Annotated in this window: 13 protein-coding genes; 3 read left to right on the forward strand and 10 right to left on the reverse strand. The window is 57.2% G+C overall.

The features are described from left to right. Positions 1-38 precede the first annotated feature (38 nt). The 3 genes from tyrB to dnaB all read right to left on the reverse strand — a co-directional run bounded on the left by tyrB (position 39) and on the right by dnaB (position 4,111). Entirely contained in the window at positions 39-1,232 is a 1,194-nt protein-coding gene (gene tyrB / locus JLG71_RS25840) for an aromatic amino acid transaminase (RefSeq protein ID WP_049079200.1), read from the reverse strand. Between the two features lie 238 nt (positions 1,233-1,470). Beyond that, positions 1,471-2,550: an alanine racemase gene (gene alr / locus JLG71_RS25845; RefSeq protein WP_032747492.1), complete on the reverse strand. Its 1,080-nt coding sequence runs from the start codon at positions 2,548-2,550 to the stop codon at positions 1,471-1,473. Positions 2,551-2,695: 145 nt separating this feature from the next. Beyond that, entirely contained in the window at positions 2,696-4,111 is a 1,416-nt protein-coding gene (gene dnaB / locus JLG71_RS25850) for a replicative DNA helicase (RefSeq protein WP_004097788.1), read from the reverse strand. 61 nt (positions 4,112-4,172) lie between these two features. Between dnaB and JLG71_RS25855 the strand changes: the two genes are divergently transcribed. Further along, positions 4,173-5,156: a quinone oxidoreductase gene (locus JLG71_RS25855; protein WP_014227544.1), complete on the forward strand. Its 984-nt coding sequence runs from the start codon at positions 4,173-4,175 to the stop codon at positions 5,154-5,156. A 177-nt stretch (positions 5,157-5,333) separates the two neighbouring features. On the opposite strand, the gene pspG is transcribed toward JLG71_RS25855, so the two are convergent. The 3 genes from pspG to JLG71_RS25870 form a co-directional block, all read right to left on the reverse strand. Beyond that, complete coding sequence (pspG, locus tag JLG71_RS25860; protein WP_014227543.1) at positions 5,334-5,576, reverse strand: envelope stress response protein PspG; 243 nt, start codon at positions 5,574-5,576, stop codon at positions 5,334-5,336. Between the two features lie 140 nt (positions 5,577-5,716). After that, a complete protein-coding gene (gene dusA, locus JLG71_RS25865; protein ID WP_032750020.1) occupies positions 5,717-6,712 on the reverse strand; it encodes a tRNA dihydrouridine(20/20a) synthase DusA in 996 nt (331 codons plus the stop codon). 107 nt (positions 6,713-6,819) lie between these two features. Then, entirely contained in the window at positions 6,820-7,308 is a 489-nt protein-coding gene (locus tag JLG71_RS25870) for a cupin domain-containing protein (protein WP_014227541.1), read from the reverse strand. Between the two features lie 201 nt (positions 7,309-7,509). On the opposite strand from JLG71_RS25870, the gene zur reads away from it, so the two are divergent. Then, on the forward strand, positions 7,510-8,025 hold the full coding sequence (gene zur / locus JLG71_RS25875; protein WP_004097781.1) for a zinc uptake transcriptional repressor Zur: 516 nt from the start codon (positions 7,510-7,512) through the stop codon (positions 8,023-8,025). Positions 8,026-8,090: 65 nt separating this feature from the next. Here zur and JLG71_RS25880 read toward each other — a convergent pair whose 3' ends face one another. From JLG71_RS25880 to JLG71_RS25895, 4 genes are all read right to left on the reverse strand, one after another. Next, entirely contained in the window at positions 8,091-8,300 is a 210-nt protein-coding gene (locus JLG71_RS25880; RefSeq protein ID WP_004137568.1) for a CsbD family protein, read from the reverse strand. A gap of 136 nt (positions 8,301-8,436) precedes the next feature. Then, on the reverse strand, positions 8,437-9,753 hold the full coding sequence (gene dinF / locus JLG71_RS25885; RefSeq protein ID WP_049079203.1) for an MATE family efflux transporter DinF: 1,317 nt from the start codon (positions 9,751-9,753) through the stop codon (positions 8,437-8,439). Between the two features lie 72 nt (positions 9,754-9,825). Beyond that, a complete protein-coding gene (lexA, locus tag JLG71_RS25890; RefSeq protein ID WP_004097774.1) occupies positions 9,826-10,434 on the reverse strand; it encodes a transcriptional repressor LexA in 609 nt (202 codons plus the stop codon). A 122-nt stretch (positions 10,435-10,556) separates the two neighbouring features. Continuing rightward, positions 10,557-10,925, reverse strand: a complete 369-nt coding sequence (locus JLG71_RS25895) for a diacylglycerol kinase (RefSeq protein ID WP_004127797.1) — start codon at positions 10,923-10,925, stop codon at positions 10,557-10,559. Positions 10,926-11,054: 129 nt separating this feature from the next. On the opposite strand from JLG71_RS25895, the gene plsB reads away from it, so the two are divergent. Then, a complete protein-coding gene (plsB, locus tag JLG71_RS25900) occupies positions 11,055-13,478 on the forward strand; it encodes a glycerol-3-phosphate 1-O-acyltransferase PlsB (RefSeq protein ID WP_085519973.1) in 2,424 nt (807 codons plus the stop codon). Positions 13,479-13,491: the final 13 nt, after the last annotated feature.

Genomic DNA, 13,491 nt, shown 5'->3' on the forward strand with positions numbered 1-13,491 from the left:
GCGTCATGATTTGGCGCGGGCAAAAGGTCAGGAAGAACTTATATTACCGCAGCAAACGCCTGCGCGACGCGGCGCACGTTTCCTGCATTCAGCCCCGCGACGCACATGCGGCCGCTGGCAATCAGGTAGACGCCAAACTCATCGCGCAGGCGGTCAACCTGGGCCGCGCTGAAACCGGTATAGCTAAACATGCCGCGCTGCTTGAGCAGATAGTCAAAATCACCGCCCGGAACCGTCTCTTTCAGCACATCAACCAGCTCCTGACGCATGGCCAGAATACGGGTACGCATCCCTTCCACTTCCGCCAGCCATGAGGCTTTCAGCGCGCTGTCGCCCAACACCGCCGCAACCACCTGCGCGCCAAAGTTCGGCGGGCTGGAGTAGTTGCGACGCACGGTCGCTTTTAATTGCCCCAGTACGCGCCCCGCGGTTTCAGTATCTTCACAGACGATCGACAGCCCGCCAACGCGCTCACCGTACAGGGAGAAGATTTTCGAGAACGAGTTGCTGACCAGCATGGGCATCCCGGCGTTCGCTATGGCGCGGATAGCGTAGGCATCCTCTTCCATGCCGGCGCCAAAGCCCTGATAGGCAATGTCGAGGAAAGGAATCAAATTACGCGCTTTCAGCACCTCAACCACTTGATCCCACTGAGCGTTGGTAAGATCGGCTCCCGTTGGGTTATGGCAGCAGGGATGCAGCAGCACGATATCGCGTTCCGGTAGCGTATTGAGTTTTTCAAGGAAAGCCGCGAAACGCACGCCATTGGTTTTATCATCAAACCAAGGGTAAGTACTTACTTCGAATCCAGCCCCTTCAAATATAGCGATGTGGTTTTCCCACGTCGGGTCGCTGACCCATACGCGCGAGCCCGGGAAGTAGCGTTTCAGGAAGTCAGCGCCGACTTTCAGGGCTCCGGAGCCGCCCAGCGTCTGAATAGAGGCCACGCGATGCTGCGCCAGTACCGAATGATCGGCCCCGAACAACAGCGACGCAATCGCGTGGCGATAGGTGTTCAGCCCTTCCATCGGTAAATAGATTGAGGCGCCGTGCGGCTGGGCGTTAAGACGTGCTTCCGCTTCGGCAACCGCCTTCAGCTGCGGAATGATGCCGTCTTCGTTGTAATAAAGACCGATGCTGAGATTTACTTTGTCACTACGCGGATCGTCTTTAAAACGCTCCATCAGGGAGAGAATGGGGTCGCCAGCGTAGGCGTCAACTTTCTGAAACACGCGATGTTTCTCCAGGTTTACATGGGCTCGTTATAACACAATAAACTGGATGTGAAAGAAGGTCGAGGGGATGTTGGCGGATAAAACAGAACGGGCTGGATTTGACGCAACAACGTGAACGCCCATCCCGGATGGCGGCTTAAACCGCCTTATCCGGGCTACCGGCCCGTAGCCGGTAGCGAACCCGTAGCCCCGATGAGGCGTCAGCCGCCACCGGGGGAAAGCGCGCTGGCTGACATTAATCCACGTACTTCATGGATACCCGTGAAGTCAGGCGCGTAATAAGTTCGTAAGCACTTACTTTTGTAATTTCGGCAATCCGCTCGACGGGGAGGCCTTCGCCCCACAGCACGACCGCGTCGCCAGCGTGGTCCTGTGCTTCAGGCCCGAGATCGACGCAAATCATATCCATCGCTACGCGTCCGACAATCGGCACTTCACGGCCGTTAACCAGTACCGGCGTGCCTGACGGCGCGGCGCGCGGATAGCCGTCACCGTAGCCCATCGCCACAACGCCTAAACGCGTATCACGCTCGCTGACCCAGGTTCCGCCGTAGCCCACCGGCTCGCCGGCTTTATGCTCGCGGACCGCGATCAGGCTGGAGGTCAGAGACATCACCGGCTGGCAGCCAAAATCCGCGCCGGTGGATCCACCGTCGAGCGGCGATACGCCGTAGAGAATAATCCCCGGACGCGCCCAGTCGAAGTGCGACTGCGGCCATAGCAATATACCGCCGGATGCGGCGATTGAGCGCAGCCCCGGTTTCCCTTCCGTGAAGGTGGTAAAGATATCCAGCTGACGTTCGGTCGCGCCGCACTCAGGCTCATCCGCACGGGCAAAATGGCTCACGATATTGACCGGCTGGCGGACGTTTTTACACTGGCTCAGGCGCTGATAAAAGGCTTCGGCCTGTTCGGGCAGAACGCCTAATCGATGCATCCCGGTGTCCAGCTTCATCCATACGGTTACCGGCTCGGGTAAATCCGCTTCCTCCAGCGCAGCCAGCTGCTCCGGGCTGTGTACCGCCGTGTGCAGGCGCTGGGCGGAGATCACCGGCAGGTCGGCGGCCTCAAAGAATCCCTCCAGCAGCAGAATCGGCTGGGCGATACCGCCCGCGCGCAGGCGCAGGGCTTCTTCAAGACGGGCGACGCCAAAAGCATCGGCGTCCGGGAGCGTTCGCGCGGTCTCAAGAAGACCGTGTCCGTAGGCGTTCGCTTTCACCACCGCAACCAGTTTGCTGGCGGGCGCCAGTTCACGCAGACGTTGCAGGTTGTGTCGCAGAGCGCGGCGGTTAATGACTACAGTTGCCGCTTGCATTTGAATTCCTTAATAAAAGAATCTCCTAAATCCTTCGTGTTGCAGGAAGGCGACAAGCCTGAGAATCCCCGGGAGCTTAGTAAACTAAGTGACCGGGGTGAACAGGCGTAGTCAACGCATCTGCGGCATGAAGGATGACGGAGATTTATTCGTCGTCGTATTGTGGCCCAGCATAATTATCAAAACGCGACCACTGACCGTTAAACGTCAGGCGCACCGTCCCGATAGGGCCGTTACGCTGTTTACCAATAATAATTTCAGCGATGCCTTTTAAATCACTGTTTTCGTGATAAACCTCATCACGGTAGATAAACATGATTAAGTCGGCGTCCTGCTCGATGGAGCCGGACTCACGCAGGTCGGAGTTGACCGGGCGCTTATCCGCACGCTGTTCCAGCGAGCGGTTAAGCTGCGACAGCGCCACCACCGGCACCTGCAGCTCCTTCGCCAGCGCCTTGAGCGAGCGGGAAATTTCGGCGATTTCCAGCGTACGGTTATCGGAGAGCGACGGCACGCGCATCAGCTGCAGGTAGTCGATCATAATAAGACCGATGCCGCCGTGCTCGCGGGCGATGCGCCGCGCGCGGGAGCGCACTTCGGTTGGCGTCAGGCCGGAGGAGTCATCAATATAGATGTTACGTTTTTCCAGCAGAATTCCCATGGTGCCGGAAATGCGCGCCCAGTCTTCATCATCCAGCTGGCCGGTACGAATGCGGGTCTGGTCAACGCGCGACAGCGAGGCCAGAGAACGCATCATAATCTGCTCCGAGGGCATCTCGAGACTGAAGATGAGTACCGGCTTATCCTGCAGCATCGCCGCGTTTTCCACGAGGTTCATCGCAAAAGTCGTCTTACCCATTGACGGACGCGCGGCGACAATAATCAGGTCCGACGGCTGAAGACCGGCGGTTTTTTTATTGAGATCGTCATAGCCGGTATTCACCCCGGTGACGCCGTCATGCGGCTGCTGGAAGAGCTGTTCAATACGCGCCACGGTAGCGTCGAGCACGTCGGCGATATTCTTCGGCCCCTCGTCTTTATTTGCGCGGCTTTCGGCAATTTTAAACACCCGGGATTCGGCGAGGTCGAGCAGATCTTCGCTGGTGCGGCCCTGGGGATCGAAACCGGCCTCGGCGATTTCATTCGCCACGGAGATCATTTCGCGTACCACCGCACGTTCGCGGACGATATCGGCATAAGCGCTGATGTTCGCCGCACTTGGCGTATTTTTCGATAATTCCGCCAGGTAGGCGAAGCCGCCGACGCTGTCCAGCTGCCCCTGACGCTCCAGCGATTCGGCGAGCGTAATCAGGTCAATCGGGCTGCCCGATTCCTGCAGGCGCGCCATTTCGGTGAAAATATGGCGATGCGGACGGGTATAAAAATCTTCCGAAACAACCCGCTCGGCAACATCGTCCCAGCGTTCGTTATCCAGCATTAAACCGCCCAACACCGACTGTTCCGCTTCAATCGAGTGCGGCGGGACCTTCAACCCATCGAGCTGATAATCACGCTCGCGGGGTTCAGTCTGTGGTTTGTTGAAGGGTTTATTTCCTGCCATAGTGAATGGAGTTACCGAGATAGTGAATGGGTCGAAAGATTACCACATTTCTGGAGGAAGCATGGCAACACGAATTGAATTTCACCAGCACGGAGGGCCTGATGTTCTGCAAGCGCTGGAGTTCACGCCGAAAGATCCCGCAGAGCACGAAATTCAGGTAGAGAATAAGGCCATCGGCATCAACTACATTGATACCTATATCCGCAGCGGCCTCTACCCGCCCCCGTCATTGCCGAGCGGTCTGGGTACCGAAGCCGCTGGCGTAGTAAGCAAAGTCGGCAGCGGCGTGAAACATATCAAAGCCGGCGATCGGGTGGTCTACGCGCAATCGGCGCTGGGAGCCTATAGCACCGTCCACAACGTGCCCGCGGATAAGGCCGCCATTTTGCCGGACGCGATCTCTTTCGAGCAGGCGGCGGCCTCATTCCTGAAAGGGCTCACGGTCTATTACCTGCTGCGGAAAACCTACGAGATCAAAGCGGGCGAGCCGTTCTTATTTCATGCGGCGGCCGGCGGCGTCGGGCTCATCGCCTGTCAGTGGGCCAAAGCGCTGGGCGCGAAGCTGATCGGTACCGTCGGCAGCGCGCAAAAAGCTGAACGCGCCAAACAGGCCGGCGCCTGGCAGATCATTAACTATCGCGAAGAGAATATCGTCGAGCGCCTGAAAGAGATCACCGACGGTAAGAAAGTCCACGTGGTTTATGATTCCGTCGGGAAAGATACCTGGGAAGCCTCCCTTGACTGCCTGCAGCGTCGGGGGCTGATGGTGAGCTTCGGCAACTCCTCCGGCCCGGTGACCGGCGTCAATCTCGGGATCCTCAATCAAAAAGGTTCGCTGTACGTCACCCGCCCTTCTCTGCAGGGCTATATCACCACGCGTGAAGAGCTGACGGAAGCCAGCAACGAGCTGTTTTCGCTGATCGCCAGCGGCGTGATAAAAGTGGATGTCGCGGAGAGCCAAAAATATGCGTTAACCGACGCCAGACGCGCACATGAGGTGCTGGAAAGCCGGGCGACGCAGGGTTCAAGTTTGCTCTTGCCGTAATGGCCGGAGCACTAAAGTTTAGGGCTTCCACATGGGAAGCCCTTACTTTTTTTGTTCGGCTGTATGTAGGGTACAGCACGATGAATTCGTTAACCCGCTAATAGTGACAGATTTAATAAGCAAAGCCTACGCTGTTTTATGCAAAAATCTTCAGGTTGTGACATACCGCTCAATACCTTAGTAGCGCCAGCGGTTATTAGCGCGATAACGGTTGTCGGTTGGTGATTTTATCGCCCGAATCACCCAAACCACAACAACGGCCAGCAGCAGCCACGGCAGCAGTTTAATCATTAACGCAAACAGACCGCCGACAAACATCAGCGCGGTCGCGACGACAATCGCGGCAATAATACCCAGCAGTGAAATGCCGGTGACCAATAACATGACAAAAAAGCCAATAACGAATAAGAGTTCCAGCATCGTCTTTCCCCTAAAGAAATGTAATCTACCTTACCGGATATTACAAAAATCGTGCCAAATATAACCCATTGAATAATAACAAAAACGCCCGGCACGATACGTGCAGGGCGTGGTGAATTTGACCAGTTTTTAGTGAAAAACTAACGCTTGTCGGCAACCAGTTTCAGCGCCTGTTCCAGCACGTTGATGTCCGCCCCGGCTTTATGCGCATTTTCGCTCAGATAGCGACGCCACTGGCGCGCCCCGGGGATCCCCTGAAACAGCCCGAGCATATGGCGCGTTACGTGCCCCAGATAAGTACCGTTGCTAAGCTCGCGTTCGATATAGGGATACATCGCCCGGACCACGGAAACCGGGTCAGCATCGACGCCTTCCACGCCGAAAATTTCCCGATCCACCGACGCCAGAATGCCTGGATTCTGATAGGCCTCACGGCCCACCATTACGCCGTCCATATGCGCAAGATGTTGTTTTGCTTCTTCCAGCGACTTAATGCCGCCGTTAATCGCCATCGTCAGATGCGGAAAATCACGCTTCAGCTGGTAAACGCGCGGATAGTCAAGCGGCGGGATCTCGCGGTTTTCTTTGGGGCTCAGCCCCGAAAGCCACGCTTTGCGCGCATGGATGATAAACATCTCGCACTCGCCTTTCCCGGATACCGTTTCGATAAAATCACACAGAAACCCGTAGCTGTCCTGGTCATCAATGCCGATACGGGTTTTCACCGTGACCGGGATCGACACGACGTCGCGCATGGCTTTAATACAGTCTGCCACCAGCTGCGCGTTCCCCATCAGGCAGGCGCCGAACATACCGTTCTGCACGCGATCGGACGGGCAGCCAACGTTCAGGTTAATTTCATCGTAGCCGCGCGCCTGCGCCAGCTTCGCGCAGTGTGCCAGCGCAGCCGGATCGCTGCCGCCGAGCTGCAGGGCGACCGGATGCTCTTCTTCGCTGTAGGCCAGATAGTCGCCCTTGCCGTGAATAATCGCACCGGTGGTCACCATTTCGGTGTACAGCAGCGTGTGGCGCGACAGCTGACGCAGAAAATAACGGCAGTGTCTGTCGGTCCAGTCGAGCATCGGCGCGATGGAAAAACGGTGAGCGGCGAAAGCAGTAGGCGTTGAATCTGACATCATGGCGAATAAATAAGCATCCGGGTAAAAAGGGGCGCTACTATAGCACAAAGATAAACCACTGACGCATAGCGTCAGCGCTCACCTTTTTTATCCCGCAATAAACGCTATATTTTCCGTGGCTTCCCGTCGTGAGGGCCAAAAAACTGCGGCGGATGGTCAACCCAGCGATCCTGTCGCGTGGCGGCATAGCCGGGGTTAAGCGGGTAGTAGATGCGATTAAATTTCTTATTTGCCTCGCCAACGACTAACAGGCGAACCTCCTGCTCGGTGTTATTGAGGAAGGTGTGGCAAATGCCGGTTCCGGCAGGAAAGCCGACGCTATCCCCCGGCTCCAGCTTCCAGAGATAGCCGTTAATCCACACTTCCGGATAGCCTTCCAGCACGTAGATAAACTCTTCTTCGTCGCTCTCCGCATGCGGATAAGAGGTTCGGCGTCCGGGCGGTAGACGCTCATGGTGGATCCCCAGGCGATTCAGCCGCAGGCCCCGCGCCAGCGGCGCGCCGATGGAGAAAAGCTCAGTACTGTCGGGATAGGTGGAATCATCCACGCCTTCCAGTTCACGCCAGTGTCGAATGCAGTCAGGTCGTTTCATCGTTTTCTCCCGAAAATGAGATGCATCAGGTATAGCATAAGGTGGCAAGGTTGAGCGACCCCAGGAGCGCGGCTGGGACGAATTGGCGCAGCCAGCGCGCAGGTAACGTGAAGTGTGACGGGTATAGCCCGCCGGGTCTCGGCGTTTTACCGGTATCGTGATAAAGTAACAGTTTCAGATTCACGCAACCAGAGGACGCTCATGGATAAGACCACTTCGCAACAAATGTTAGCGCATGCTGAAAAGCTGTGCGCGCAGCGTGGCGTGCGCCTGACCCCGCAGCGCCTTGAAGTATTGCGTTTGATGAGCCTGCAGCAAGGGGCAATCAGCGCCTACGACCTGCTCGATCTCCTTCGTGAAAAAGAGCCTCAGGCGAAACCGCCGACGGTGTACCGGGCGCTGGAGTTTTTACTCGAGCAAGGGTTCGTGCATAAGGTGGAATCCACCAATAGCTACGTGCTGTGTCACCTTTTCGATCAGCCGACCCACAGCTCGGCGATGTTTATCTGCGACCGCTGCGGCGGCGTCAAAGAAGAGTGTGCGGAAGGCGTCGAAGATATTATGCATACGCTGGCGGCAAGAATGGGATTCGCCCTGCGCCACAACGTCATTGAGGCTCACGGCCTGTGCGCCGCCTGCGTCGAGGTTGAATCCTGCAGTACGCCGGGCCACTGCCACCACGACCATACCATCCAGATCAAAAAGAAAGCCCGCTGAGGCGTTAGCCGCAGCGGGAATCAAGGGTGTAGGCAATAACAGTGGGTTAAAACACGGCGTTTTCGCTACCAGCGATAGTCGTTTTTGGTTTCCCAGTCGGTCACTTCTTTCTCTGCCTGGTCTTTGGCGTAACCGTAGCGTTCCTGAATTCTGCCCACCAGCTGGTCGCGTTTGCCTTCAATGACGGTCATGTCATCGTCGGTCAGCTTGCCCCATTTTTCTTTCGCTTTACCTTTGAACTGTTTCCAGTTACCGCCGATTTCGTCTTTATTCATCATGCATTCCTCATCGTTCGGTTATCGTTCGGTGAATGAACAGCCCGCTGTGTGCCGGACATGACTTAACTATAGATGAGTATTCTGAGTAAGATTTATTATTCGGAATCTTTAACCATCAGATGCACCAAATGCATTACGAAAACCAGGTTCCGCGCTGCCAGTGGCGCCGCCAGATAACCGCCAGAGAAACGCCGCGCAGAGCGAGAAAGACCGTCAGCGCCAGCCACAGTCCGTGGTTGCCGAGCGTCGGTACCGTCAGCAGCGTCAGGGCAAACCCCGCCGCCGCTACCGCCATGCTGTTGCGCATCTCCGCCCCCCGCGTCGCGCCGATAAACATGCCGTCCAGCAGGTAGCACCAGACGCCAATGACCGGCAGGATCATCTGCCAGACCAGATAGCGGTCGGCCAGCTGCTGCAGCGAAGGCAGCGAGGTCAGCAAAGCGATAATCTGCTCACCGGCAAGACCGTAAATCAGCGCAAACGCCAGCGCTACCATCCCTGACTGGCGGCAGGCCGCGTGCCAGACGGCAAGCAGCTGGCTGTCGTCGCGCGCGCCGTAGGCCTGCCCGGAGTGCGCCTCAACGGCGTAGGCAAAACCGTCCAGCGCATAGGCGGTAAAGGTCAGCATCGTCATGAGGACCGCATTGACCGCGACGATATCAGCGCCAAGGCGGGCGCCAAATACCGTCACCGCCCCGAAGCAGAGCTGTAGAAGCAGCGAGCGCAGCATGATGTCGCGATTCAGCGCCAGCAGGCGGCGTATATCGCCGCGCCAGGCGTTTTTCAGCATCGACAGGGAAACGCCGCGCAGCGCCAGCACGCGTCTCGCCATCAGCAGGCCAATAAAGAAAGTGACGTATTCTGCGGTGACCGTCGCCAGCGCCGCCCCCTGCACGTTCATATGCAGGCCCATCACCAGCCATAAATCGAGCACGATGTTGAGGACGTTGCCGACCACCAGCAGGATCACCGGCGCTCTGGCGTACTGCACGCCCAGCAGCCAGCCCAGCAGGACCAGATTCGCCAGCGATGCCGGCGCGCTTAGCCAGCGGAGCTCCAGGAAGCGTCTGGCCTGTTCGAGCACGGCTTCGCTACCGCCGACGATATGCAGCGCCAGGTCGATTAACGGCATCCGTAAGAGCACAATCGCCGCCCCGGCGGCCAGCGCCAGAACCAGCGGCTGCACCAGCGCACGCGCCAGCCGCTGCGGATCTTTTGCGCCAAACGCCTGCGCCGTCAGTCCGGTGGTACTCATTCGCAGGAACAACAGCAGCATAAAGAGGAAGCTGGTCGCCGTTGCGCCAACTGCTACGCCCCCCAGATAAACCGGGCTGTCGAGGTGGCCAATAACGGCGGTATCCACCAGCCCCAGCAGCGGAACGGTGATATTGGAGAAGATCATGGGCAGCGCTAAGCGCCACAGGGCTTTGTCGGCGGCGTTAAAAAGCATGGAGAAAGAGCCCAAATGAGGAAAAACGGCGCAGCATCATGCATCAGGTGATGATGCCGCGAGGTGAAGAGATTACTGCCAGTTGCCGTTGCGGATAACGCCAACGGCCAGGCCTTCAATAGTGAAGCTTTGCTCGCGAAGGTCCACCACGATCGGCGAAAATTCGCTGTTTTCCGGCAGCAGTTCAACGACGTTACCCTGCTTTTTCAGTCGCTTCACGGTAACTTCTTCGTCGATGCGCGCCACAACCACCTGGCCATTGCGCACATCCTGCGTTTTATGGACGGCCAGCAGGTCGCCATCAAGAATACCGATGTCTTTCATCGACATACCGCTAACGCGCAGCAGAAAATCGGCATTCGGCTTAAACATAGCCGGATCGACCTGATAGTGACCTTCAATGTGCTGCTGGGCCAGTAGCGGCTCACCCGCCGCAACGCGGCCAATAAGCGGCAGACCCGTTTCTTCTTCCGTCAGCAGACGAATACCGCGGGAGGCGCCGGAAACGATCTCGATTGCGCCTTTACGCGCCAGCGCTTTCAGGTGTTCTTCCGCCGCGTTTGGGGAACGGAACCCCAAGCGCTGAGCAATCTCCGCACGCGTCGGCGGCATGCCCGTCTGGCTGATATGATCCCGAATGAGATCAAACACCTCTTGCTGCCTGGTCGTTAACGCTTTCATTCCGCCCCCTGGGTGTATATACAGTTATGCTGTGAGTATATACAGCTAACGGTGATTTTGGAACCACATTTCACACAAAAATCAGGAGTTTCTTTCCGTTTTGCGAGCCGCTACGCCAGGCGTTAGCGGTAGTTTGCCCATAAAAGCGTTCCCCACGCGATCAGCGCGATGATAATCGCCAGCAATACCGCCGCCGATCCCATGTCTTTCGCTCGCCCCGACAGCTCGTGATGTTCAGGGCCAATACGGTCAACAACCGCCTCAATCGCGCTATTGATAATTTCAACTATCATCACTAGCAGGACCGAGCTAATCAGCAGCACCCGGGTGATGGCATCGACGTCTAACCAGCAGGCGATCGCCACGGCAATAACGGCCGCGATGCCTTCCTGACGAAAGGCGGCCTCGTTGACCCACGCCGCCCGGAATCCTTTCCAGGAATACCCTGCCGCTTTAATAATTCGGGTTAACCCAGTGGTATTATTGGCCATCAAACAAACCTTTTTATGTAAATGACGTCAATGAGTGTACGCGTTTGCCGCGTTACAACGGAAATTTTGCGCACTTTCTGTTATTCTTGCGGCGCATTTGCATGATTAACCAGAGGCTTCACATCGTCTATGTCTGGCTGGCAACGAATTTACTATAAATTACTGAATTTACCATTAAGGGCGCTGGTAAAAAGCAAGTCGATTCCGGCACAACCCGCTCAGGAATTAGGCCTGGATACCTCGCGTCCCATTATGTATGTCCTGCCCTACAATTCGAAGGCGGACCTGCTGACGCTGCGCGCGCAATGTCTGGAACATGAGTTACCGGACCCGCTGGAGCCGCTCGAGATCGACGGCGGCCTGCTTCCGCGCTACGTATTTATCCACGGCGGACCGCGCGTGTTTACCTATTACACGCCGAAAGAAGAGTCTATCAAGCTCTTTCACGACTATCTGGATTTGCACCGCAACCATCCCGATCTTGACGTGCAGATGGTGCCGGTTTCGGTGATGTTCGGTCGCGCGCCGGGGCGTGAAAAAGGCGAGGTGAACCCGCCGCTGCGCATGCTCAACGGCATTCAGAAATTCTTCGCCGTTCTGTGGCTGGGCCGCGACAGCTTTGTCCGTTTCTCGCCTTCGGTCTCGCTGCGTAAGATGGCGGACGAACACGGTACCGATAAAACCATCGCCCAGAAGCTGGCCCGCGTGGCGCGCATGCACTTCGCCCGTCAGCGTCTGGCGGCGGTCGGCCCGCGCCTGCCCGCGCGCCAGGATCTGTTTAATAAACTGCTGGCGTCGAAAGCCATTGCCCGTGCGGTAGAAGACGAAGCGCGCAGCAAGAAAATTTCTCATGAAAAGGCGCAGCAAAACGCTATCGCCCTGATGGAAGAGATCGCCGCAAACTTCTCCTATGAGATGATTCGCCTGACCGATCGCGTGCTGGGCTTTACCTGGAACCGGCTGTATCAGGGCATTAACGTGCATAACGCCGAGCGCGTGCGCCAGCTGGCGCATGAAGGCCACGAGATCGTTTATGTCCCGTGCCACCGCAGCCATATGGACTATCTGCTGCTCTCTTACGTCATTTATCATCAGGGCCTGGTGCCGCCGCATATCGCCGCCGGTATCAACCTGAACTTCTGGCCCGCCGGTCCGATCTTCCGTCGCGGCGGCGCGTTCTTTATTCGCCGTACGTTCAAGGGCAATAAGCTCTACTCAACCGTATTCCGCGAATATCTCGGCGAGCTGTTCAGCCGCGGCTATTCGGTGGAGTATTTCGTTGAAGGCGGGCGTTCGCGTACCGGACGCCTGCTGGATCCGAAAACCGGCACCCTGTCGATGACCATTCAGGCGATGCTGCGCGGCGGTAATCGCCCCATCACCCTGGTGCCGATTTACATCGGCTACGAGCACGTGATGGAGGTCGGTACCTACGCCAAAGAGCTACGCGGTGCGACGAAAGAGAAAGAGAGCCTGCCGCAGATGCTGCGCGGCTTGAGCAAGCTGCGAAATCTCGGCCAGGGCTACGTTAACTTCGGCGAACCCCTGCCGCTGATGGCCTATCTGAACCAGCATGTGCCGGACTGGCGCGAGTCTATCGACCCTATCGAAGCGGTTCGCCCTTCCTGGCTGACCCCGACGGTGAATAATATCGCCTCGGATCTGATGGTGCGCATCAATAATGCCGGCGCGGCTAACGCCATGAACCTGTGCTGTACCGCGCTTCTGGCATCGCGTCAGCGTTCACTGACCCGCGAGCAGCTCACCGAGCAGCTGGAGTGCTATCTCGCCCTGCTGCGCAACGTGCCATATTCAGCGGATGCGACTACGCCTGCGGCTTCGGCCAGCGAGCTGATTGACCACGCGCTGCAGATGAACAAGTTCGAAGTTGAGAAAGATACCATTGGCGATATCATCATTCTGCCGCGCGAGCAGGCCGTCCTGATGACCTACTACCGCAACAACATCGCCCATATGCTGGTGATACCGTCGCTGTTAGCCGCCATCGTCACTCAGCATCGTCGTATTACCCGTGCCGAAATCCTGCGTCACGTCGAGATGTTCTATCCGTTCCTGAAGGCCGAGCTGTTCCTGCGCTGGGAAAAAGCGGAGCTGGCGGGCGTCGTCGATGCGCTGATCGCTGAGATGCAGCGTCAGGGCCTCATCGCCCTGAACGACGATGAGGTGAGCGTCAATCCGTCTCATGCCCGTTCTCTGCAGCTGCTGGCCGCAGGCGCGCGCGAAACGCTGCAGCGCTACGCCATTACCTTCTGGCTGCTGAGCGCTAACCCGTCAATCAACCGCAGTTCGCTGGAGAAAGAGAGCCGCACCGTGGCGCAGCGCCTGTCCGTTCTGCACGGCATCAACGCGCCGGAGTTCTTCGATAAGGCGGTGTTCAGCACGCTGGTGTTGACCCTGCGTGACGAAGGCTATATCAGCGATACCGGGGACGCCGAGCCGGAAGAGACGTTGAAGATCTACCGCATGCTGGCGGATCTGATTACTTCGGATGTGCGATTAACGATTGAAAGCGTTACCCAGGATGAAGCGTAACGTTTAAAGAGAT

It is taken from the genome of Klebsiella michiganensis, assembly GCF_015139575.1.
Lineage (GTDB): Bacteria > Pseudomonadota > Gammaproteobacteria > Enterobacterales > Enterobacteriaceae > Klebsiella > Klebsiella michiganensis.